General features: G+C 66.2%; 19 protein-coding genes and 1 riboswitch. Of the genes, 13 read left to right on the forward strand and 6 right to left on the reverse strand.

Annotation, left to right across the window (positions count from 1 at the left end; translation table 11 throughout):
- Positions 1-135: 135 nt before the first annotated feature.
- A complete protein-coding gene (gene smc / locus ROH8110_RS15760; RefSeq protein WP_085818715.1) occupies positions 136-3,591 on the reverse strand; it encodes a chromosome segregation protein SMC in 3,456 nt (1,151 codons plus the stop codon).
- Between the two features lie 197 nt (positions 3,592-3,788).
- A riboswitch (cobalamin riboswitch) is annotated at positions 3,789-4,011 on the forward strand.
- 36 nt (positions 4,012-4,047) lie between these two features.
- On the opposite strand from smc, the gene ROH8110_RS15765 reads away from it, so the two are divergent.
- Genes ROH8110_RS15765 through ROH8110_RS15775 form a run of 3 tightly spaced genes read left to right on the forward strand, consistent with a single transcriptional unit; the run spans position 4,048 to position 5,451 of the window.
- Positions 4,048-4,212 carry a CbtB domain-containing protein gene (locus ROH8110_RS15765; RefSeq protein ID WP_085819049.1) on the forward strand — a complete coding sequence of 55 codons (165 nt, stop codon included), beginning with the start codon at positions 4,048-4,050 and terminating at the stop codon, positions 4,210-4,212.
- Positions 4,213-4,215: 3 nt separating this feature from the next.
- Complete coding sequence (locus ROH8110_RS15770) at positions 4,216-4,896, forward strand: CbtA family protein (protein ID WP_085818716.1); 681 nt, start codon at positions 4,216-4,218, stop codon at positions 4,894-4,896.
- Positions 4,897-4,950: 54 nt separating this feature from the next.
- A complete protein-coding gene (locus tag ROH8110_RS15775; RefSeq protein ID WP_085818717.1) occupies positions 4,951-5,451 on the forward strand; it encodes a hypothetical protein in 501 nt (166 codons plus the stop codon).
- Positions 5,452-5,455: 4 nt separating this feature from the next.
- On the opposite strand, the gene ROH8110_RS15780 is transcribed toward ROH8110_RS15775, so the two are convergent.
- On the reverse strand, positions 5,456-5,785 hold the full coding sequence (locus ROH8110_RS15780) for a DUF1636 family protein (protein WP_085818718.1): 330 nt from the start codon (positions 5,783-5,785) through the stop codon (positions 5,456-5,458).
- 126 nt (positions 5,786-5,911) lie between these two features.
- On the opposite strand from ROH8110_RS15780, the gene cobW reads away from it, so the two are divergent.
- From cobW to cobN, 3 genes are read left to right on the forward strand one after another with little or no spacing between them, the layout of a single operon-like run.
- Positions 5,912-6,982, forward strand: coding sequence for a cobalamin biosynthesis protein CobW (gene cobW / locus ROH8110_RS15785; RefSeq protein ID WP_085818719.1), 1,071 nt, complete (start codon positions 5,912-5,914; stop codon positions 6,980-6,982).
- Positions 6,976-7,452: a GNAT family N-acetyltransferase gene (locus tag ROH8110_RS15790; protein ID WP_085818720.1), complete on the forward strand. Its 477-nt coding sequence runs from the start codon at positions 6,976-6,978 to the stop codon at positions 7,450-7,452. Before cobW ends, ROH8110_RS15790 begins: the two co-directional genes overlap by 7 nt.
- A gap of 13 nt (positions 7,453-7,465) precedes the next feature.
- A complete protein-coding gene (cobN, locus tag ROH8110_RS15795; protein WP_085819050.1) occupies positions 7,466-11,173 on the forward strand; it encodes a cobaltochelatase subunit CobN in 3,708 nt (1,235 codons plus the stop codon).
- Here the strand turns inward: cobN and ROH8110_RS15800 are convergent.
- The gene (locus ROH8110_RS15800) at positions 11,166-11,600 is read right to left on the reverse strand and encodes a hypothetical protein (protein WP_176236621.1); all 435 of its coding nucleotides are present in this window, start codon (positions 11,598-11,600) and stop codon (positions 11,166-11,168) included. The two genes, cobN and ROH8110_RS15800, sit on opposite strands and share 8 nt — an antisense overlap.
- Before the next feature lie 137 nt (positions 11,601-11,737).
- On the opposite strand from ROH8110_RS15800, the gene ROH8110_RS15805 reads away from it, so the two are divergent.
- From ROH8110_RS15805 to preA, 7 genes are all read left to right on the forward strand, one after another.
- The gene (locus tag ROH8110_RS15805; protein ID WP_085819051.1) at positions 11,738-12,958 is read left to right on the forward strand and encodes a TsoY family (seleno)protein; all 1,221 of its coding nucleotides are present in this window, start codon (positions 11,738-11,740) and stop codon (positions 12,956-12,958) included.
- Between the two features lie 140 nt (positions 12,959-13,098).
- Entirely contained in the window at positions 13,099-13,707 is a 609-nt protein-coding gene (gene cobO / locus ROH8110_RS15810; RefSeq protein ID WP_085818721.1) for a cob(I)yrinic acid a,c-diamide adenosyltransferase, read from the forward strand.
- 2 nt (positions 13,708-13,709) lie between these two features.
- Entirely contained in the window at positions 13,710-14,066 is a 357-nt protein-coding gene (locus ROH8110_RS15815) for a Lin0512 family protein (RefSeq protein ID WP_085818722.1), read from the forward strand.
- Positions 14,059-14,427 (forward strand): Lin0512 family protein, encoded by a 369-nt coding sequence (locus ROH8110_RS15820; RefSeq protein WP_085818723.1) that lies wholly within the window; start codon positions 14,059-14,061, stop codon positions 14,425-14,427. The genes ROH8110_RS15815 and ROH8110_RS15820 overlap by 8 nt, the downstream gene beginning before the upstream one ends.
- A 66-nt stretch (positions 14,428-14,493) precedes the next feature.
- Positions 14,494-15,261, forward strand: coding sequence for a FadR/GntR family transcriptional regulator (locus ROH8110_RS15825; protein ID WP_085818724.1), 768 nt, complete (start codon positions 14,494-14,496; stop codon positions 15,259-15,261).
- A 179-nt stretch (positions 15,262-15,440) separates the two neighbouring features.
- Entirely contained in the window at positions 15,441-16,766 is a 1,326-nt protein-coding gene (locus ROH8110_RS15830; protein ID WP_085818725.1) for an NAD(P)-dependent oxidoreductase, read from the forward strand.
- 29 nt (positions 16,767-16,795) lie between these two features.
- Positions 16,796-18,100, forward strand: a complete 1,305-nt coding sequence (gene preA, locus ROH8110_RS15835; protein WP_085818726.1) for an NAD-dependent dihydropyrimidine dehydrogenase subunit PreA — start codon at positions 16,796-16,798, stop codon at positions 18,098-18,100.
- Between the two features lie 77 nt (positions 18,101-18,177).
- Here the strand turns inward: preA and ROH8110_RS15840 are convergent, their stop codons facing one another.
- The 3 genes from ROH8110_RS15840 to ROH8110_RS15850 all read right to left on the reverse strand — a co-directional run bounded on the left by ROH8110_RS15840 (position 18,178) and on the right by ROH8110_RS15850 (position 21,588).
- Positions 18,178-20,133 carry a tetratricopeptide repeat protein gene (locus ROH8110_RS15840; RefSeq protein WP_139837424.1) on the reverse strand — a complete coding sequence of 652 codons (1,956 nt, stop codon included), beginning with the start codon at positions 20,131-20,133 and terminating at the stop codon, positions 18,178-18,180.
- Positions 20,134-20,245: 112 nt separating this feature from the next.
- Positions 20,246-20,872: a TetR family transcriptional regulator C-terminal domain-containing protein gene (locus ROH8110_RS15845; RefSeq protein ID WP_085818728.1), complete on the reverse strand. Its 627-nt coding sequence runs from the start codon at positions 20,870-20,872 to the stop codon at positions 20,246-20,248.
- Between the two features lie 74 nt (positions 20,873-20,946).
- Positions 20,947-21,588 carry a TetR/AcrR family transcriptional regulator gene (locus ROH8110_RS15850; protein ID WP_085818729.1) on the reverse strand — a complete coding sequence of 214 codons (642 nt, stop codon included), beginning with the start codon at positions 21,586-21,588 and terminating at the stop codon, positions 20,947-20,949.
- Positions 21,589-21,606: the final 18 nt, after the last annotated feature.

Raw genomic sequence — 21,606 nt, forward strand, 5'->3', positions numbered from 1 at the left:
CAAGCCCGGATTGTTGAACGAAAACCGAGCGCAGAGCTAGCCGCTGCGCCCCCGCTTGTCGAGACAGGCGCGCGCGCGCACACGCTTATGTGACGAGAAGGAAACAGCGCCCCCCCGGCAACCACGCCCCGGCGATCAGGCGACCAGCGCCTCGGCCTTCTTGAGGTCGACGCTGACCAGTTGGCTGACGCCCTGTTCGGCCATGGTGACGCCGAAGAGGCGGTCCATGCGGCTCATGGTGACGGCGTGGTGGGTGATGATGAGGAAGCGGGTTTCGGTGCGGCGGCACATTTCGTCGAGCAGATCGCAGAAGCGGCCGACATTGGCGTCGTCGAGCGGCGCGTCGACCTCGTCGAGCACACAGATCGGGGCGGGATTGGCGAGGAACACCGCGAAGATCAGAGCCAGCGCCGTGAGGGTCTGCTCCCCCCCGGACAGGAGCGAGAGCGTCGCCAGTTTCTTGCCCGGCGGCTGGCACATGATCTCAAGCCCGGCATCCAGCGGATCGTCGCTTTCGACCATCACCAGATTGGCGTCGCCGCCGCCGAAGAGATGCCGGAACAGCATGGTGAAGTTCGAGTTCACCTGTTCAAAGGCGGTCAGCAGGCGTTCGCGCCCCTCGCGGTTGAGGCTGGCGATACCGTTGCGCAATTCGCGGATCGCCTGTTCCAGATCCTCTTTCTCGGTGGCGAGGTTGTCATGTTCCTCCTGCACCTCGCGGGCGTCCTCCTCGGCGCGCAGGTTCACCGCGCCCAGCGCGTCGCGCTGACGTTTGAGGCGGTTCACATCGGCCTCGATGCTTTCGGAGGGTGGCATCTTTTCGGGATCGGCGGAAAGCTGTTCAAGCAGCTCTTCGGGGGTCGTGTCCTGTTCCTCGGCGATGCGCTCGGCGGCATAGGCACGCGCATCGCGCGCCGCGTCGGTGCGCGCCTCGGAGCGGGCGCGGGCCTCGCGCGACTCCGAGGCAGCGCGCTCGCTCTCGCGTTCGGCGAGCACGGCCTCGCGCAGGGCGCCTTCGGCGGATGACAGCGCATCGGCGGCTTCGGCGCGCCGCGCGGAGGCGCGGTCGATCTCGGTGCCGAGTTCGGCGCGCTTGGCGGCGATGTCCTCGGGCGCAGCGGTGGCTTCGGCGAGTTCCGCCTCGGAGGCTTCCTTGCGCTCGGCCAGTTCGGCGCTGCGCTTCTCGGCGGTTTCCAGACGATGCCGCCAGCCGCTGATTTCCTTGGTCACTTCCTGCGCGCGCCGGGTGCGGGCCTCGCCTTCGCGGCGCAGTTCATCATGGTTCGAGCGGCGCGCCATCATGGTCATGCGCGCGGCCTCGACCGTCATTTTCACGTCCTCCACCCCGGCGCGGGCGGAGTCGAGGTCGCCCAGTTCGCCATGCCCCTTCTCGGCCTCGGCCAGCTGGGCACGCGCGGACATGGCCTCTTCCTCGTGGCGGGTCACGGCGAGGCCCATCGATTCGAGCTTGGACTGGGCCAGGTTGCGGTCGGCCTCGGCGCGGCTGAGGGCGCGGTTCGCCTGATTGAGTTCGGCATCGGCGGTGCGGCGGTCCTCGCGGGCCTGCTTGTCGGCCTCGATCAGATCGGCGAGCCGGGCGCGCAGGCTGTCATGCGCAGCCACGGCGCCTTCGGCGCGGGCGGTGGCATGGGCAAGCTGCTGCTTGAGTTCCTCGAGCCGGTTGAGCTGCTGGAGGCGCAGCGCGGCGGCGGAGGGCGCATCTTCGGCCCAGGCACGATAGCCATCCCAGCGCCAGAGATCGCCCTCGGTCGTGACCAGCCTTTGACCGGGTTTCAGAAGCGGTTGCAGGCGCGGTCCGTCATCGGGATCGATCAGGCCGATCTGCGACATGCGGCGCGCCAGCACCTCGGGGACGGTGACATGGGCCGACAGGGCACTGACGCCTTCGGGCAGGGTCTGGGAGGTGCCATAACCGGGCAGAAGCGCCCAGCCGGTCGGCCCGTCGGCCTCGACCTGGGGCGCGCGCAGATCGTCGGCGAGCGCGGCACCGAGCGCCTTTTCGTAACCCGGCGCGACCTGCAAGAGGTCAAGGATCTGGCCGCCTTCGGCGGTGTCGCGCTCGACCAGGCGCGCCAGCGCCGATACTTCGGCAGAGAGCGCGTTCACCTCGCCCTCGGCCTCGGAGCGCTGCGCGCGGGCGGTGGCCTCGCGGGTCTGGGTTTCAGCACGGGCCTCATCGGCGGCGTTGAGCGCGTCTTCGGCCTTCTGGGCCTTTTCCACGGCGGCGGCTTCGGCGGCCTGGGCGGCCTCGTAATCATGGCCCGCACGGGTCAGCGCCTCGCGGGCGGTCGACGCGGCTTCGCGTGCGCGGACTGCTTCGGATTCACTTTTCTCGAGGGTCTTGCGGCTGTCTTCGAGGAAGCGTTGCGCCGATTGGTGGCGCGCGGCAAGGCGGGCCACGTCCTCGGTCAGCTGGCTGAGCTGGGTCTCGCGGTCCTGCAGCACCTGCGCGGCCTCGTGCGAGGCGGCGGCGGCCTCGGCGAGCTTGGCGTCATGGCCTTCGCTGGCGCGGGCCAGTTCGCGGGCCTCCCATTCCAGCCGCTCGATGGTTTCGCCGGCGTCGCGGTTGAGCCCGGATTCGCGCTCGATGTCGCGCGAAAGCTGTTCGATGCGGCCTTCCAGCGTCTCGATCCGGGCGCGGGCGTTCTGTTCCTGCTCCTTGAGGCTGTCGCGCTGCACCTCGAGTCGTTGCAGGATGGCGGCGGCGATGGCCTCCTCCTCGCGCAGGGGCGGCAGGGCTTCTTCGGCCTTGGCGCGGGCCTTGGCGGATTCGCGCGCGGCGGATTCGGCGCGGGCGGCGGCGGCGGTGCGTTCGCGCAGATCGTCCTCGGCGCGGGCGCGGGCCTCGTCCGCCTCTTTCCAGCGCCGATAGAGCAGCAGGCCCTCGGCCTGACGCAGATCTTCGCCGATGGCGCGGTAGCGGGCGGCCTGCTTGGCCTGGCGGGCCAGCTGCGCAAGCTGCCCGGCCAGCTGTTCGATCACGTCATCGACGCGCGCGAGGTTCTGTTCGGCGCCCTTGAGCTTCAGTTCGGCCTCGTGGCGGCGCTGATAGAGGCCGGAGATCCCGGCGGCCTCTTCGAGGATTCGGCGGCGGGCCTTGGGCTTGGCGTTGATGAGTTCGGAAATCTGCCCCTGGCGGACCAGCGCGGGAGAATGCGCGCCGGTCGAGGCGTCGGCAAAGAGCATCTGAACGTCACGCGCGCGCACATCCTTGCCGCCCGCCTTGTAGGCGGAGCCGACATCGCGGGTGATGCGGCGGACGATCTCGAGATGGTCGGAGTCGTTGAACCCGGCGGGGGCGAGGCGGTCGGTATTGTCGATATGGATCGACACTTCGGCGAAATTGCGCGCCGGGCGGGTGGCGGCCCCGGCGAAGATCACGTCCTCCATGCCGCCGCCGCGCATCGCCGTGGGGCGGTTTTCGCCCATCACCCAGCGCAGCGCCTCGAGCAGGTTCGACTTGCCACAGCCATTGGGCCCGACCACCCCGGTCAGACCATGCGCGATATGCAGGTCCGTGGGGTCGACGAAGCTTTTGAAGCCGGTCAGTCTGAGCTTGGTGAACTGCAAGGGCACCTCGGGCGCGTGATTCCGCTATGGCGGGAAATGTGGGGCGCGCAAAGCCCTTCTGTCAACGCCAAACCCCTGTATATGGGCGTTTGGGCGCAGTTATCCACAAGATATATGCATAACAGGCGGAAAATGGCGCGACGGACGGCGCGTGACGTCGTGACCAGTTCATCCTTGACGCCCCCCCGCCGGGACGGTCATACCGGAGGGGCAAAGGTTCCCATCGGGGCGCAAAGCGCCTCACGGGATAATTCGGGAATGACGTGACGGCGGACCCAATCCGGGCGCTCAATCGTTAGCCGCCCCCGCGACTGTGAGCGGAGAGCCCCTGCCATCATGCCACCGGCCAAGACACCGGGAAGGCGGCAGTTCAGGCGATGACCCGCAAGCCAGGAAACCAGCCCTTGCTTGATGAAACCCAACGCCTCGGGTGAGAGGCAAGAAGGAGTGACCACCATGAGCACATTGGCTCAATCCAACGTCGTATCGACCATATTGCCATTCGTCGCCGCCATGCTGATCGGGCTTGGCATCATCACGCTTGCGGGCCACGTGCAGGCCGCCGCGCTGCATGATGCCGCCCATGACGTGCGCCACGCCACCGGCTTTCCCTGTCACTGAACCATGTTTCAGAAAATTCTGACCAGCGCGTTGTTCGCTGGGTTCTGCACGGGGCTGATTGCCGCCGCGCTGCAGATCGTGTTCGTGCAGCCCGTGCTGTTGCATGCGGAGCTTTATGAAGGCGGCGAGCTGGCGCATTTCGCCACCCCGCCCGCCAGTGCGCATCCCGAATTGCCGGGGTTCGAGCCGGTGCGCGACGGGCTGAGCATCCTGTTCTCGGCGCTGATCTATGTGGGCTACGGGCTGATGCTTGTGGCATGCATGGGTTTTGCCGCGATGCGCGGTGCGGTGATCGACGCGCGGCGCGGGATCGTCTGGGGCATCGCGGGCTTCGTGGCGCTGCATTTCGCCCCGGCCTTTTCTCTGCCACCCGAGGTGCCGGGCGTGGCCGCAGCCGATCTTGTCGCGCGGCAGGTCTGGTGGTGGGGCACGGTCGCGGCCAGCGCCACGGGACTGGCGCTGATCGGCTTTGGCAGGGGCTGGCCAGCCTGGGGCGCGGCGATCCTGTTGTTGCTGGCGCCGCATGTGATCGGCGCGCCGCATCCCGACAGCTTCGCCGGACCCGTCCCGCCGGAGATCGCGGCGCAGTTCGCGGCGCGTGCGCTTGGCACGGGGCTGGCGGCGTGGTCCATACTTGGCCTGTTGGCCGGGTATTTCTGGCAACGCGAATCAGCCACGGCCTGAGACGCGCCCGGTCCGGCGGCCCCTGTCGCCGGACCACGACAAGGAGCGACGAGAATGCCCAGAACCTTTATCTTTCTGCTGATCGGACTGTTCTTCGGCACCGGTTTCGGCTTCTTGCTGGCGGCCAGTTCCGGCACGAAGCTGGAGGGGCATGATCACGGCGCGGACACTGCCGCCCATGATCACGCGGCGCATCAGCATGACGGCGGCGACACCCATCACCATGACGCCCTGACCGAGGCCGCAGACCCGGCCCCGACACTGGCCCTGAAGATCCATCCCGACGGGCCGCAAAGCCGTAACCTGGAACTGGTGACCGGCAATTTCACCTTTGATCCCGAGGGGGTGAACGGCCCACATGTGCCCGGCCACGGCCATGCGCATGTCTATCTGAACGGCGTCAAGCTGGCGCGCGCCTACGGGCGCTGGCAGCAGCTTTATGCGCTGCCCAAGGGGCGCCACCGGTTGCGCGTGACGCTCAATGCCAACGATCATTCGCAACTGGCCGTGGATGGCGAACCGATCACCGCCGAGATGGAGCTGGTGATCGAATGAGGCCCTATGCAGGCACCCGCCCCACGAGGCAGAAGCGCAGCCGCCCTGCGCCGCGGGCATCCTCGATCCAGCCATCGGGCTGCGCGGCATACAGCGCCGCGAAGGCCAGCGTGTCATCGAGGTCGCGCGCGGGGTCGATCCCGGCGAAAAGATATGTCGCCTTGCCCGGCGCGCTGAACGCCAGCGACAGGGGCTGCGCGCACATCGAAAGGCAGGGATGTTCCTGCACAAGGGTGCCCGCCCCGAGCGCCATGCGCAGCCGTTCGGCAAAACCGCTGCCATCGCGCACCCCGTCGCCCGTTTCGCAGGTCGAGCATATGACGATGCGATCCATTCCCCCGGCCCTCCTCTGCCCGATCCGGTCAAGCCGGATCCGCCTAGGACAGGGCCGCGCCGCTGGCAAGCCCCGGAAGGGGCGAACCGCACAACCCAACGCCATTCCCCGAAAGGAGGCAGCCTGATGCCAGCCAAGATCCCCGCAACAATCGTCACCGGATTCCTGGGCGCCGGAAAGACCACGCTGATCCGGCACATGCTGGAACATGCCAACGGCAAGCGCATCGCGCTGATCATCAACGAATTCGGCGATCTGGGTGTCGATGGCGGCATCCTGAAGGGCTGCGGCATCGAGGGCTGCGCCGATGACGACGTGATGGAACTGAGCAATGGCTGCATCTGCTGCACCGTGGCCGAGGATTTCATCCCCACCCTGCAAAAGCTGCTGGAGCGCGACGCGCCGCCCGATCATATCGTGATCGAAACCAGCGGTCTTGCCCTGCCCCAGCCGCTGGTGCGGGCGTTCAACTGGCCCGAGATTTCCACACGCGTCACGGTGGACGGGGTGGTCACGGTGGTGGATGGCAAGGCCGTTGCCGAGGGCCGTTTCGCCCATGACGTCGCTAGGGTGGACGCCCAGCGCGCGCTGGACGAGAACCTTGACCATGAAACGCCCCTGTCGGAGCTGTTCGCCGACCAGATGGCCTGCGCCGACATGATCGTCGTCAACAAGGCCGACCTGCTGGACGCGACCGAGGCCGAAAGCCTGACCGACAGGCTGCGCGAAGAAAGCCGCGACGGCGTGCAGGTCATCAAGGCCACGATGGGGGCGTTGCCGGTGGATGTTCTGCTGGGCCAGGGCATCGGCGCCGAGGGGGACATGGCGGCGCGCCACGAGATCCATCACCATCATCACCATGATGACGAGGGGGACGGCGACCATCACCATCACCACGATCACGACCATGACGAATTCGAGTCCTTCGTGGTGACGCGCCCTGAAATCGGGGATCCGGCGCGCTTTGCCGAGGAGGTGGCCGAGGTGATCCGCGCGCATGACATCCTGCGGCTCAAGGGCTTCGTTGCCGTCACGGGCAAGCCCATGCGCATGACGCTTCAGGCGGTGGGGCCGCGCGTGGACAGCTATTTCGACCGCCCCTTCGGCGGTGCTCCGCGCGAAACCCGGCTGGTGGTGATCGGCCAGGCGGGGCTGGATCGCGCGGCGATCACGCAAGCGCTGTTAAGCCCATGCTGATCGTTGCGCCTGACGATCCCTGCGCGCCCGGCCCGCGCGCCCTGCTGCAGGACAGCCGCGCGATGATGCTGGACCTGTTTCCCGCCGAGGATTGCTATGGGTTGACGCCCGAGGCGCTGACGGCGCCGCATATCGCCTTTTTCACCGCCCGCGAGGGCGGCGCGGTGCTGGGCACCGGGGCGCTGGCGGTGATGGAAGGCTACGGCGAGGTCAAGGCGATGTTCACCGCGCCCAATGCGCGGGGCCGGGGCGTGGGCGCGGCCCTGTTGCGCCAGATCGAGGACGAGGCGCGTGCGCGCGCCCTGCCCTGCCTGCGTCTTGAGACCGGCAAGGGGCTGGACGATGCCATCCGGCTTTATGAGCGCGACGGCTTTGAGCGGCGCGGGATTTTCGGCGATTACCAACCCAACGAGACCAGCGTTTTCATGGAAAAGCCGCTGGATGATTCAGGCGCCGCGGGCGCCATCTGAAAGGCCAGGCGACATGCATCTTCTTGCCGCGACCCCCGGTTCCATCGACGACGGGCTTGAACCTGTCGATCCCGGCCAGACCCCGGCGGACGTGGTCGTGATCTCGGCCGCCGATACCGAACTGGCCGCGCTGAGCGCCGCGCGCGCCGAAATGGACGCGCCGCCGTCGCTGCGCCTGACCAGCCTGCATTACCTGCGCCATCCGATGTCGGTGGACATGCATCTGGATGCCTGCGCGACGCGCTCAAAGCTGGTGATCGCGCGGGTGCTGGGCGGTGTCGGCTATTGGAAATACGGCGCCGAGCAATATGCCGCGCGTTGCGTCGAGGCGGGCGTGAAGCTGGCGCTGCTGCCCGGTGACGACAAGCCCGATGCCGAGCTGCGCGGGCTTTCGACGGTGGGGGATGCGGATTACGATGCGCTCTGGTCCTATCTTGTCGAAGGCGGGCCGCAGAACGCCGCGAATTTCCTGGCCTATGCGCGCGCCATGCTGGAGGGCGGGGAACGCCCCGCTGCCGCCAGCCCGCTGTTGCGCGCCGGGGTCTATTGGCCCGGTGCAGGGGTCGCGGACCTATCGGCGGCGAAAGCGGCCTGGCGCGAGGGCGCGCCGGTGGTGCCGCTGATCTTTTACCGCGCGCTTCTGGAGGGGGCGGGGCTCAATCCGATCAACCGGCTGGTGAAATCGCTGCTGCGCGCGGGCATGGCACCGCTTCCGGTTTTCGTGGCCTCGCTGAAGGACCCGGTGTCGGTGGCGACGCTCGAACATCTGTTCGATGCCGCGCCGCCCGCGGTGATCCTGAACTGCACCGCCTTTGCGGTGGGATCGCCCCATGATGGCGATGACGGCCCCGACAACCCGCTGACCATGCAGGCGGCCAATGGCGCGCCGGTTTTCCAGGTGGTGCTGGCGGGATCGGGCGAAGAGGCGTGGGCGACCGGGCTGAGCGGTCTTTCGGCGCGCGATATCGCCATGAACGTGGCCCTGCCCGAGGTCGACGGGCGGGTTCTGAGCCGGGCTGTCAGCTTCAAGGGCGAGGCGTTTTTCGACGAGGCCACGCAATGCCCGATCGCCGCCTATCGCGCACAGGGCGACCGGGTGGAATTCGTGGCGGAACTGGCGAAGAACTGGGCCGAGCTGCGCGCCACGGAGGAAGGCGCGCGCCGGGTCGCGCTGGTGCTGGCCAATTATCCCAACAAGGACGGGCGGCTGGCCAATGGCGTGGGGCTGGATACGCCAGCGGGCACGGTGCATGTGCTGAGCCTTCTGAAGGAAGGCGGCTATCGCGTGAGCGGCGCACCGACCGACAGCGATGCGCTGATGCAGGCGGTGATGGCGGGGCCGACCAACTGGCTGACCGACCGCGCCGAACGGCAGGGCGGCGTGCGCCTGTCGCTCGCGGATTACCGCGCGGGATATGCAGAGTTGTCATGGGATCTGCGCGAGGCGATGGAAAGCCGCTGGGGCGCGCCCGAGGACGACCCGTTTCTTGTGCCGGACACGGACGGGACAGGCGGGGCTTTTGCGCTTTCGGTGCTGGAATTCGGCAACGTGGTCGTGGGCATGCAACCGGCGCGGGGCTATAATATCGACCCGACCGACAGCTATCATTCCCCCGACCTCGTGCCGCCGCATAATTATCTGGCCTTCTATATCTGGCTGCGGCGCAGCTTTGGTGCGCAGGCGGTGGTGCATATGGGCAAGCATGGCAACCTGGAATGGCTGCCGGGCAAGGCGCTGGCGCTGTCGCGGGATTGCTGGCCCGAGGCGGTGCTTGGGCCGATGCCGCATCTTTATCCCTTCATCGTCAACGATCCCGGTGAAGGCACGCAGGCCAAGCGGCGCGCGCAGGCGGTCATCATCGACCATCTGACCCCGCCGCTGACCCGCGCCGAGACCTATGGCCCGCTGCGTGATCTGGAGGCGCTGGTGGATGAGTATTATGAGGCCGCAGGGGTCGATCCGCGCCGCATCGACCATCTGCGCCGCGAGATCCTGAGCCTGAGCGCGGCCACCGGCCTGGACAAGGATGTGGGCTTCGGCGGCGAGGACGAGGCCACGGACCTTGCCAAGCTCGACGCCTATCTTTGCGAACTCAAGGAGGCGCAGATCCGCGACGGGCTGCATGTGTTCGGCGTCTCACCCGGGGGGCGGCAGGAACGCGACCTTGCCATCGCCCTCCTGCGGGTGCCGCGCGGACAGGGAAAGGGACGCGATGCGTCGATCATCCGGGCGCTGGCCGACGACCTGGGCCTGGGCTTTGATCCGCTCGATTGCGACATGGCCGCGCCCTGGCAGGGACCGCGACCCGATGCGCTGCACAGGCTTGCACCCGGCGCGTGGCGCAGCGCGGGCGACACCGTGGAGCGGCTCGAGGCGCTGGCGGTCGATATGATCGAGGGCAAGACACCCCCGCCGGGGGTGGCGAGCCGCGCGGTGATGGACCATGCGGTTGCGTATGTTTTGCCCGTGCTGCGCAGCTGCGGCCCCGATGAGGGGGCTGGCCTGCTCACCGGTCTTTCGGGGCGGTTCGTTCCACCCGGCCCCTCGGGGGCACCCACGCGCGGGCGGCTCGATACCCTGCCGACGGGGCGCAATTTCTTCAGCGTGGATGCGCGCGCGGTACCGACTCCGACCGCCTGGGCGCTGGGGTGGAAATCGGCGAACCTCCTGATCGAAAAGCACCTGCAGACGCATGGCGACTGGCCGCGCACGATGCTGCTGACCGCCTGGGGCACCGCCAACATGCGCACCGGGGGCGATGACATCGCGCAGGCAATGGCGCTGATGGGCGTGAAGCCCCGATGGGACAGCGCCAACCGCCGTGTCACCGGTTTCGAGGTGCTTCCCGAAGGCGTGCTGGCGCGGCCGCGTGTGGATGTGACCCTGCGCATCTCGGGCTTTTTCCGCGATGCCTTTCCGCAGCTGATCGCGCTATTCGACAGCGCCGCGCGGGCAGTGATGGAAATGGACGAGCCCGAGGATATCAACCCCGCCGCCGCCCGCGCGCGCATCGAGGGTGCGCGCGCCCGCATCTACGGTGCCAAGCCCGGCGCCTATGGCGCGGGGTTGCAGGCGATGATCGACGAGCGGCTGTGGAACGACAAGGCGGACCTGGCCGAGGCCTATCTGACATGGGGCAGCTATGCGTATGGCGCCAAGGACGAGGGCCGCCCCGACCGCGAGGGCTTCGAGACCCGGCTGCGCCAGACCGAAGCCATCGTGCAGAACCAGGACAATCGCGAACACGACATCCTGGACAGCGACGACTATTACCAGTTCGAGGGCGGCGCGGCGGCGGCGGTCGAAACGCTTCAGGGACGCGGGCGACCGATCTGGCACAATGACCATTCGCGCCCCGAGCGCCCCGTGATCCGCAGCCTCGAGGACGAGATCGGCAGGGTGGTGCGCTCGCGCGTGGTCAATCCCAAATGGATCGAGGGCGTGAAGCGGCACGGCTACAAGGGCGCCTTCGAGATCGCGGCGACGGTCGATTACCTCTTTGCCTTCGCCGCCACCACGGGCGCGGTGCGCGACCATCATTTCGATCTGGTCGAGGCGGCGTTTCTGCAGGATGACGACACCCGCGATTTCATTGCCGAGCATAACGCCCCCGCCCTGCGCGAGATCGCCGAGCGTCTGGAGGAAGCGATAGAGCGGGGGCTTTGGGTGCCGCGTTCAAACACGGCGCGCGCGCGGATCGCCGCCGCGCGGGTCAGTTGAGCGGCGTGCAGGTCATTCTGGCGCGCCCCTCGCCCTGAGGCGCGAGTTTGCAATCATATTCAAGCGGTTGCGACGCATCCGCCGGCGAGGACCGTGGTGCCTTTCGGGCGCGCGCGCTGGCGCAGGCGAGCCGCGCGACGAGCACCACCTGATCCCCGTCGAGATGCGCGACACGACAGCCGCTGACCTGTTCGATGGCGGCGACGGCGCGCTGTTCGACCGACTGGCGACGCGGCGCCCATTCGGGATTGACGCGGATCGCCTGAGCCCGCGCGCCAAGTGGATCGACACGCACGTCAAAGGTGCTCTTGCCGATGCTGACGCGCTGGGGGTCGATCCCGCGAAAGCCGGGGCCGGGCGTGTTGCACCCTGCCAGAAGCAGGCAAGCGAGCATCAGGGGCAAGGCATATGGCGGAGATCGGGTCATGACTCACCCTGCCCTGCCAATGGTTAACAATTCCTTTCCGACGGCACTTGCAGGCAGCGACACTCTGCCCCAGATATATTCCGGTTTCGGAATGTTATGAAGCCGTCAACCAGACCGTGACCATCGGGAGTCCCATCATGTCCAGTCCTGCCTCGCGTCCTGCCGACAGCTATTCGCCCCTGTATTTTCTCGCCTCGCTCGGGGCCGGGGGACTGACGGTGACCTTTTTCATGTATCTGATGTTCTGGCTGCCCCATCCGGGCCGCCCCGTGCCGATCTTCGAGGATGTCGCCGCCGGGCTTGCCTCGGGCGGGACCGCTCTAAGGCTTGCGATCGTGGTGGCGCTGATCGGGATCGCCGTGATGGCGTTTCTCAACATCAAGTTGCTGATCTGGAATATCGGCGCGCTGCGGCGCTTCCAGCAAAGCGAGGCCTATGCCGAGCTGCGCCGCACCAATGGCGAGACCACGCTTCTGGCGGCACCGCTGGCGGCGGCGATGACGGTCAATGTGGGGTTTATCCTGGGGCTGGTCTTTGTGCCGGGGCTGTGGGGAATCGTGGAATACCTGTTTCCGATGGCGCTGATAGCCTTCCTTGCGATCGGCATCTGGGCGCTGCGGCTGGTCGGGCATTTCCTTGGCCGGGTGCTGAGCCAGGGGGGCGTCTATGACATGACCGCCCACAACTCCTTTGCGCAGCTTCTGCCCGCCTTTGCGATCGCGATGGTCGGCGTCGGCCTTTCCGCCCCGGCGGCGATGAGCACCAACACGGTGATCGTGGGCGCAAGCCTTGTGCTGAGCACGTTTTTCGGCGTGACCGCGATCATCTACACGCTGTTCGCGGCGATCACCGGGCTGAATTCGATGCTGCATCACGGCACTGCCGAAGAATCGGCGCCGACGCTGATGGTGGTGGTGCCCATCGTGACGGTTCTGGGCATCATGTTCATGCGTCAGGATCACGGGCTGCATGTGGCTTTCGAGGTGCATTCCGGCGCGGGCGAGACGCTGATCTTCCTGTCGCGGCTGATCACCATCGAGCTGCTGTTCCTGGCGCTGGGCCTGCTTGTGCTCAAGCGGCAGGGCTATTGGCGCAATTTCATCAGCGGCGAGCGGGCATCCGCGGGGTCCTATACGCTGATCTGTCCCGGCGTGGCCTTTGCGGTGCTGATGCATTTCTTCGTCAACAAGGGGCTGGTCGCGGCCGGTGTCATCGCCAAGTTCGGCCCGGCCTATTGGGGGCTGACGGCCATCGCCATCCTGGCGCAGTTCGCCATGATCGCACTGGTGCTGCACCTCAATCGCAAGCATTTCACGCCGCGCAGCACCGCCCCTGCCGGGCCGCTGAGCGCCACCTGAGCCACAGGGCTCGACATGATCCGGGGGAAAGGGCCGCGCGGGCGATGCGCGGCCCTTTCTCTTGCGGGGCGATGCCTTGCTAAGCGCCCATGAAGCATCCTATGTCTGGTCCCTGTTCCAATCAGGGAGACGCGCGCCAGATGAGTGATGACAGCGACCGCCATGCCGCCAAGATGGCCAAGAAAAAGGCCGCCCGCGACAAGATCATGGCCACCAAGACCGATGAAAAGGGCCTGATCATCGTCCATACCGGCAAGGGCAAGGGCAAATCCAGTGCGGGGTTCGGGATGATCTTCCGCTGCATCGCCCATGACATGAGATGCGCCGTGGTGCAGTTCATCAAGGGCGGCATGTCCACCGGCGAGCGCGACCTGATCATGTCGAGGTTCAGCGACATCTGCGCCTTTCACACCATGGGCGAGGGATTCACCTGGGAGACCCAGGACCGCGACCGAGATATCGAGATGGCACAGGCGGCGTGGAACAAGGCAAAGGAGCTGATCCGCGACGAAGCCAACAAGATGGTCCTGCTGGACGAGATCAACATCGCGCTGCGCTATGATTACATTGATATCAACGAGGTGGTGCAGTTCCTTGCCGAGGAGAAGCCGCATATGACCCATGTTGTCCTGACCGGGCGCAACGCCAAGGACGAGCTGATCGAGATCGCCGACCTCGTGACCGAAATGGAACTCGTGAAGCACCCGTTCCGTTCGGGGATCAAGGCACAGATCGGGGTGGAGTACTGACCATGCCAAAGCACCGCGTATTGACCGAGTTCGGCCTTGGCACATCGCTCAGGCGGCAGGATTACACCGAGGCCGCGACCCGCGCCGTCATGGATGCGCTGTGGCGCAATTCGATCAACATGGCCGAGCTGTTCGGCTTCGACAAGGCGTCGATGATCATCGACGTGGAGATCGCCGTGCAGGCGCCCGAAGAGGTGGATTGCGCCGCCGTGGCCGGGGTCTTTCCCTATGGCCAGGTCAGCGTCTCCGCGCATCATGGCGGACTGGATATCGTGCGTCCGGAGGGCACGGGCAAGCCCACGGTGATCGCCAACGCGGCAATTTCCGTCAGTTTCGAGATGGAGCGGGCCAATGGATGAACAGCGCATCATCATCGAAATGGGCATGGGCAACGACCTGCATGGCATGGACTACCAGAAGGCCGCGCGGCGCGCGATCGAGGACGCGATGCGCCGCTCGACCCTGCCGATCTTTGGCGCGCTGGGGCTGGATCACACCGAGATGCGCGTGCAGGTGACGATCGGCGTGCAGGAGCCCGGCGCACTGGATACCGCAGCGTTGGCCGAGGGGCTGCCGCGCGGGCGCGCCGAGGTGCGCGCGGTCGCGGGCGGGCAGAACATGGTCGACCCGGCCAGCGGCGATACCCAGGTTGTCGCCACGGCGGCGATCGAGGCCTTCCTGCCGCGCCAGACCGGGCGCTGGCGCCTGTCGGAAAGCTGACCAATGCCACGCTTGCCGCGCTTGCGCGGCGGTCATATGATCTGACCAGTTCACGCAGGACGCGCCATGCCCTTTGAAAGAGTGACCCCCGAAAAGCTGTCGACCGCCGTCACGCGGCAGATCGAGAAGCTGATCCTGCGCGGCATCCTGCGCCCCGGCGAGCGCCTGCCTTCGGAGCGAGAACTGGCCGAGCGGCTGGGCGTGTCGCGCCCGTCGCTGCGCGAGGCGGTGGCCGAATTGCAGGACAAGGGGCTTTTGAGCACACGGGCCGGCGCGGGGATCTTCGTGGCCGATGTTCTGGGCAACGCCTTTTCACCCGCGCTGATCCGGCTGTTCGCCGATCATAACGAGGCGGTGTTCGACTATATCGCCTTTCGCCGCGATCTGGAGGGGCTGGCGGCGGAACGCGCCGCGCGGCTGGCCTCGGATACCGATCTTCAGGTCATCCAGGCGGTGTTCGACAAGATGGAAGCCGCCCACGAAAAGCCCAACCCGCAGGACGAGTCGCGCCTTGATGCGGAATTCCACATGGGCATCATCGAGGCGAGCCATAACGTGGTGATGCTGCACATGATGCGCTCGATGTTCCAGCTCTTGCAGGAAGGCGTGTTCTACAACCGGCAGGTCATGTTCAAGCAGCGCACCACGCGCGGCGCGCTTCTGGATCAGCACCGGGCGATCAACACTGCCCTTCAGGCCCGCGACGCTGAGGGCGCGCGCGCCGCGGTGACCGCGCATCTCAATTATGTCGAGACGTCGCTCAGCGACCAGCAGCGGGCCGAGCGCAACGAGGCCATCGCCCGCCAGCGTTTCGACCACGAAAAGTCGCGCTGACCCCGCTTTCTGCCCCCGCTTTCAAACAGATGCCGGAATGCGCCGCAGCGGCGCACGCATGGCCGCATTGCGGCCAAGGCCTTGGGATTGCGATTATTTTTCCGCCTTAATTTTACCATTTGATAAAAAATAGAATCGTGGAATACTGATTCCTGCAATGACAAATTCTGGAGGCCCCCGTGAGTGAGACCGCACTGACCCCAGGCATCGTCGCCGGACGGCTGAGCGCCCCGGCCTATGACGAGAACTTCGGTGATCTGCATCCGCGTCTGGACGAGCATGAGGCGCTTGTCGCCGCCGACCGCTGCTACTTCTGCCATGACGCGCCCTGCATCACAGCCTGCCCGACCGGGATCGACATCCCGCTGTTCATCCGCCAGATCGCCACCGGCACGCCCGAGGCGGCAGCCGAAACGATCCTGAGCCAGAATATCCTTGGCGGCATGTGCGCCCGCGTCTGCCCCACGGAAACCCTGTGCGAGGAGGCCTGCGTGCGCGAGGCTGCCGAGGGCAAGCCGGTGCTGATCGGCCAGTTGCAGCGCTATGCCACCGACACGCTGATGGAGGCGGGCACGCATCCCTTTACCCGCGCCGCCCCCACCGGCAAGCGCATCGCCGTGGTCGGGGCCGGTCCTGCGGGCCTGGCCTGTGCGCACCGCCTGGCCATGAAAGGCCACGAGGTGACGATCTTCGATGGGCGCGACAAGCCCGGCGGGCTGAATGAATACGGCATCGCCGCCTACAAGGCGGTGGATGATTTCGCCGAACGCGAGGTGGACTGGCTGCTCAAGATCGGCGGCATCCGCATCGAGACCGGCAAGCGGCTGGGCCGCGACATGACCCTGGCCGAGGTGGCGGGGGATCATGACGCGGTATTCCTTGGCATCGGCCTTGGCGGGGTCAATGCGCTGTCGCTGGAGGGCGAGGACAAGGACGGTATTCGCGATGCTGTCGATTTCATCGCCGAACTGCGTCAGGCCAGCGACCTTACCGCGCTGCCCATCGGGCGCGACGTGGTGGTGATCGGTGGCGGCATGACGGCGGTGGACGCCGCGGTGCAGGCCAAGCTGCTGGGCGCGCTGAACGTGAGCCTGGTCTATCGCCGGGGTCGCGAGCGGATGAATGCCAGCGTCTTCGAACAGGACCTGGCGGCCTCCAAGGGCGTACGCATCATCACCAACGCGCAACCCGTGGCGATCCACGGCAACGGCGCGGTGCGCGAGGTCGAGTTTGAATATACCGACGACAACCTGAAACCCACCGGCCAGACGTTCCGGCTGGCGGCTGACCAGGTGTTCAAGGCGATCGGCCAGACGCTTGATGCCAGCGCCGCCCTGCCCGCGCTCGAGGGGCGCAAGATCCGCGTGACCGGCGCCGGGCGCACCAGCAGCGAGGGCATCTGGGCCGGGGGCGATTGCGCCACGGGCGGCGATGACCTGACGGTGACCGCCGTCGCCGAGGGCCGCGACGCGGCCGAAGACATCCACGCCAGCCTGATGGGCTGAGCGCGCCAGCACGCAAGGAGATCAGCGACATGGCCAATCTCGAAACGAACTTCATCGGTATCAGATCGCCCAACCCGTTCTGGCTGGCTTCGGCACCGCCGACGGACAAGGAATACAACGTGCGCCGCGCCTTCGAGGCGGGCTGGGGCGGTGTGGTCTGGAAGACCCTGGGCGAGGAAGGCCCGCCCGTCGTCAATGTGAACGGGCCGCGTTACGGCGCGATCTGGGGCGCTGATCGGCGGCTTCTGGGGCTCAACAATATCGAGCTGATCACCGACCGCCCGCTTCAGACCAATTTGGACGAGATGACCCGCGTCAAGCGCGACTATCCCGACCGCGCGCTGATCGCGAGCCTGATGGTGCCGGTCAACGAGGATGCGTGGAAATCCATCCTCGAGCGCGTGATCGAAACCGGCTGCGACGGTGTCGAGCTGAATTTCGGCTGTCCACATGGCATGAGCGAGCGCGGCATGGGCAGCGCCGTCGGACAGGTGCCCGAATATGTCCAGCAGGTCACCGAATGGTGCAAGAAACATTCTGACCTGCCGGTGATCGTGAAACTGACGCCCAATATCGCGGATATCCGCAAACCGGCGCAGGCGGCCAAGGATGGCGGCGCCGACGCGGTCAGCCTGATCAACACGATCAACTCGATCACCTCGGTCGATCTCGACATGTTCTCGCCCGAGCCGATGATCGACGGCAAGGGCGCGCATGGGGGCTATTGCGGACCGGCGGTGAAACCCATCGCGTTGAACATGGTGGCCGAGATTTCACGCTCGCCCGATCTGGCGGGACTGCCGATCTCGGGGATCGGCGGCGTCACCACATGGCGCGACGCGGCCGAGTTCATGGCCCTCGGCGCGGGCAATGTGCAGGTGTGCACGGCGGCGATGACCTATGGGTTCAAGATCGTGCAGGAGATGATCTCGGGCCTGTCGCAATACCTGGACGAAAAGGGAATGACCTCGGTCGACGAACTGGTCGGGCGGGCGGTGCCCAATGTGGTGAACTGGCAGGATCTGAACCTGAACTACATCAGCAAGGCGCGGATCGACCAGGATGCCTGCATCAAGTGCGGTCGCTGCTATGCGGCCTGCGAGGATACGAGCCACCAGGCGATTTCCATGTCGGAGGACCGCGTCTTCGAGGTGATCGACGCCGAATGCGTGGCCTGCAACCTCTGTGTCAATGTCTGCCCGGTCGAAGGCTGCATCACGATGGAGCGCATGCCCGCGGGCGAGGTCGACCCGCGCACCGGCAAGACGGTCAGCGACGATTACGCCAACTGGACAACGCATCCCAACAACCCGATGGGCTGCGCCGCCGAATAGGACCGCCTGAGCGGCGCGGGCGCGGCCCCTCCCCGGCGCCGCGCCGCGCAGAAGGTCCGCCCTGCTGCCCGGTTTCCCTATTCGCTGAGGCGTGTGCGGTGCCGGGCGGCGTCATCCTTTCGCCCCGCCGCATCCAGCATCTCGATGGTGGCACGCCGCACGCCGGTGGATTCGGGGCGGATGTCGAGCGCCGAAAGATAGGCCTCTATGGCGCGTTCGTTCTCGCCCATCGCCCGTTTCAGGTTTGCCAGCAGGGTCCAGCCTTGCCAGTGATTGGGGCGTAGTTCGACCACCTTTTCGGCATGGGCCAGCGCCTCGGGCACCTGCCCCTGATCCGCCAGGAACCGCGCCAGGTGAACACGGGGTTCGATATTGTCGGGCAGGCTGTCGACAACGCGGCGCAGGATCGAGACCGCCTGCGCCGGATCGCCGGTGCGATACAGCACCACGGCGACCGCCGTGACCGCCTTGGGGTTCTCGGGCGCGAGGGACAGGACCTTTCCGGCGATCTGACGCGCGGCAGCGAAGTTCTGTTGCGTGACATAGGATTGAAGCAGCACGAGCCAGGGTTCGTAATGCTCGACCTTGCCCTGCACCAGCACCTGATGGAGGTCGCGCGCGGCGGTGGTGCTTGCAAAGGCAGAGTATTCCAGCACCGACATCAGCGCGAGCGCGGCTTTCTCACCCTCGGGCAGGGGCTGGTCGGGATCGGCCAGCATGATGCGCTCGACCTCGACCTTCTGGCTGGTGATCGGTGCCAGCAGTTCGGATTCCGGCCCCGGATCGCGGACGATCTTGTGGTCGGTCATGGTCACTTCGACAACGTCCTGTGTGCGCCGTTCCGGCATGTGGCAGGCGGTGCAGTCGTCGCTTGCGCTGATCGTCGGGTGGACAGCATCTGCGGCGGCCATTTCGGGCAGGCCCGCATCATCCGTCTCGTGGCAGGCGAGGCAGGCGTCACGGTAATGCGCCGCCCGTTCCTCGGGTTTGATCTTGACGTGGGGATCATGGCACGAGAGGCAACCGAGCTGCCCCTCGCTTTCGATGAAACAGGCACTTTGCTCCATCCGGTAGGGGTGGTGGTTGATCTCGAAGCGGTCGTCATGGGCGATCTGCGCATCCTCGATATCCATCTTGACGATGAAATCGCCAAGCGACTGGCCGGGACGGAATGAAAACTCCTCGCGGCCAAGGCGAAGCTGGCCGTTGACGGTGGCGGTGGGCTGCATGTGGCAGCCATAGCAGATGCTGTAGAGTTCCTCGCGCGCCAGCTTGCCGGGATTGACGATGGCCGAATGCAGCGCATCGAGGTCGGCCTCGCCCGAATAGGCCTTGCTCACGTGCTCGGCGCCGGGGCCGTGACAGCGCTGACAACTGATGCCTTCGGGCAGGTCCTCGGGGAACAGCATCGGGTGTCCGGCCTTGCCGCTGTTCTCGGAATAGGCGGCGTAGGAGTTGTGACAGGCCATGCAGCGGGTCGAGACCGCGCGCATGACACCCTCATGCTCGGGAAATTCATAGCCGGGCGCCATCGCCCAGATGCCCTCTTGCGTGTACCAGGACAGCGGCAACTGAAACAGCGCGCCATCCGGGGTCTGATAGAGATAGATGCGCGAGTGGTTGCCCGACCCCAGCACCCAATCCACCTTGACCGAGAAGACATCGATCCGGCTGCCATCGGAGGCCAGACCATAGCGCGTGAACCAGTACTCGTCGCCGCGCAGCTCCATTTCATAGTAACGCTGGCTCGGTTCATGGAAATAGGGGCTTTGCGCGAAATCCTCGATCACCTTCTCGGGCGAGGGGCTGTAGAAACTGCGCGCCATCCCCATTTCGGCGAAACTCTCGGCCTTGTCGGCGTGGCACTGGGCGCAGACCTGATCGGGCACATAGCCCGCCGCGGCGCCCTGACTGACGGGTATGCCCATCTCGCGCAGGATATCGTCCTGCTCGGTCATGGTCTCGGCCCAGATCGGCATGGGCAGGAATAGCAGGGCAAAGCAGAGCGCTATGCGCGTCGGTAGATGTTTCAAGATGGCTGGTCCGTCGCTTGTTCGCGCTTCCAGCTAACGCGATAGCGGGCGCGAAAGAAACTTCGACGACGCCCCGAAAGCGCCGAAGCCCCCGCGCCGTGCTCTTGCTGCATCAATCCGGGCGCGGCTCCAGCACCCGCCGGAACAGCGTGTCGAGGAACGCCTCGGCGGTCTCGAACACGGGTCCGTCCCCCATGAGAACCCGCACCTGCGCGTCGAAATCCGCGTAATGCTGGGTCGTTGCCCAGATCGAGAAGATCAGGTGATGCGGATCGACCGGCGCCAGCCGCCCCGCATCGACCCAGCCCTGGATCAGTGCCGCCTTATCGGCGACCAGCGGGCGCAGCACCGCTTCGAGATGCGGCGCGATGCGCGGCGCGCCTTGCAGGATCTCGTTGGCGAAAAGGCGGCTTTCGCGGGGGAATTCACGGCTCATCTCAAGCTTGCGCTGCACATAGGTCAGGATCTCGGCCAGCGGATCGCCCGCCGCGTCGACCTCGCGCAGCGGCGCAAGCCATGCATCCATCAGCTTGTTGAGAAGGGTGACGTGAATCTCTTCCTTGCCGGTGAAGTAGTAGAGGATATTGGGCTTGGAGAGGCCCGAGGCCTCGGCGATCTGATCGAGCGTCGCACCGCGATAGCCATGCTGCGCGAATACCTCGAGCGCAGCTTCGAGGATGCGCTTGCGATTGCGGATCTGGATGCGCGTTGGCTTTTTCGCGGACTTCAGTTCGGTCATGCGGGGCTCCGGGTGCCGGGGTCAGCCCCCAGATTGGGCCATTTTCGCGCCGCGTGAAAGGGCGTTGCACCCGCTCAGGCCGAAGGAATTGCGCCGATGCCGGTCAGGATGATCGTCTTGACCGAGTCCTTGGCCGCCTCCCACTGCGCGTCCGAGAGGGGCGCGTTGCCGTTCAGGGTTTCGATCTGGTGGCCGAAATCGGCGTAATGCTGGGTGGTGGCCCAAAGCATGTAAAGCAGGTGGCGCGGGTCGACCGGGTTCATCTTGCCCTCGTCGATCCAGCGCCGGATGATCGCCATGCGCCCTTCGGTCCATTCCACCAGGGTGGTTTCAAGATAGTCCTGGATCACCGGCGCGCGGTGCATCACCTCGGAGGCCCAGACCTTGGACCCGGCCGGATGGCGGCGGCTGATTTCCATCTTGGCGTCGATATAGGCACCGATTCCCTCGACCGGGCCGGGGGCGTTGTCGAAAATGTCGGCGGCTTTGAGCCAGTCGTGGAAAATCGCTTGCACGACGCGGCGATAAAGCGATTCCTTTGTTGGGAAATAATAATGCAGATTGGCCTTGGGCAGGCCCGCGAGATCGGCGATCAGCTGCATGGTGGCGCCGCCAAACCCTGCCTCTGCAAAGACTTTTTCCGCTGCCTCAAGAATGAGCTTTTCATTCTCGCGGCGGATGTCCTTCTTGCTGAGAGGCCTGGTCTCTTGGGTCATCGCGGGGCCTGTCCAGAA

The sequence above is a fragment of the Roseovarius halotolerans genome (assembly GCF_900172255.1).
Classification (GTDB): Bacteria; Pseudomonadota; Alphaproteobacteria; order Rhodobacterales; family Rhodobacteraceae; genus Roseovarius; species Roseovarius halotolerans.

Excerpts from the sequence above, each read along its gene's own strand:
- ROH8110_RS15765 (WP_085819049.1), top strand. The coding sequence starts at position 4,048 with ATGAGCACATTGGCTCAATCCAACGTCGTATCGACCATATTGCCATTC.
- ROH8110_RS15770 (WP_085818716.1), top strand. The coding sequence starts at position 4,216 with ATGTTTCAGAAAATTCTGACCAGCGCGTTGTTCGCTGGGTTCTGCACG.
- ROH8110_RS15775 (WP_085818717.1), top strand. The coding sequence starts at position 4,951 with ATGCCCAGAACCTTTATCTTTCTGCTGATCGGACTGTTCTTCGGCACC.
- ROH8110_RS15780 (WP_085818718.1), bottom strand. The coding sequence starts at position 5,785 with ATGGATCGCATCGTCATATGCTCGACCTGCGAAACGGGCGACGGGGTG.
- cobW (WP_085818719.1), top strand. The coding sequence starts at position 5,912 with ATGCCAGCCAAGATCCCCGCAACAATCGTCACCGGATTCCTGGGCGCC.
- ROH8110_RS15790 (WP_085818720.1), top strand. The coding sequence starts at position 6,976 with ATGCTGATCGTTGCGCCTGACGATCCCTGCGCGCCCGGCCCGCGCGCC.
- cobN (WP_085819050.1), top strand. The coding sequence starts at position 7,466 with ATGCATCTTCTTGCCGCGACCCCCGGTTCCATCGACGACGGGCTTGAA.
- ROH8110_RS15800 (WP_176236621.1), bottom strand. The coding sequence starts at position 11,600 with ATGACCCGATCTCCGCCATATGCCTTGCCCCTGATGCTCGCTTGCCTG.
- ROH8110_RS15805 (WP_085819051.1), top strand. The coding sequence starts at position 11,738 with ATGTCCAGTCCTGCCTCGCGTCCTGCCGACAGCTATTCGCCCCTGTAT.
- cobO (WP_085818721.1), top strand. The coding sequence starts at position 13,099 with ATGAGTGATGACAGCGACCGCCATGCCGCCAAGATGGCCAAGAAAAAG.
- ROH8110_RS15815 (WP_085818722.1), top strand. The coding sequence starts at position 13,710 with ATGCCAAAGCACCGCGTATTGACCGAGTTCGGCCTTGGCACATCGCTC.
- ROH8110_RS15820 (WP_085818723.1), top strand. The coding sequence starts at position 14,059 with ATGGATGAACAGCGCATCATCATCGAAATGGGCATGGGCAACGACCTG.
- ROH8110_RS15825 (WP_085818724.1), top strand. The coding sequence starts at position 14,494 with ATGCCCTTTGAAAGAGTGACCCCCGAAAAGCTGTCGACCGCCGTCACG.
- preA (WP_085818726.1), top strand. The coding sequence starts at position 16,796 with ATGGCCAATCTCGAAACGAACTTCATCGGTATCAGATCGCCCAACCCG.
- ROH8110_RS15845 (WP_085818728.1), bottom strand. The coding sequence starts at position 20,872 with ATGACCGAACTGAAGTCCGCGAAAAAGCCAACGCGCATCCAGATCCGC.
- ROH8110_RS15850 (WP_085818729.1), bottom strand. The coding sequence starts at position 21,588 with ATGACCCAAGAGACCAGGCCTCTCAGCAAGAAGGACATCCGCCGCGAG.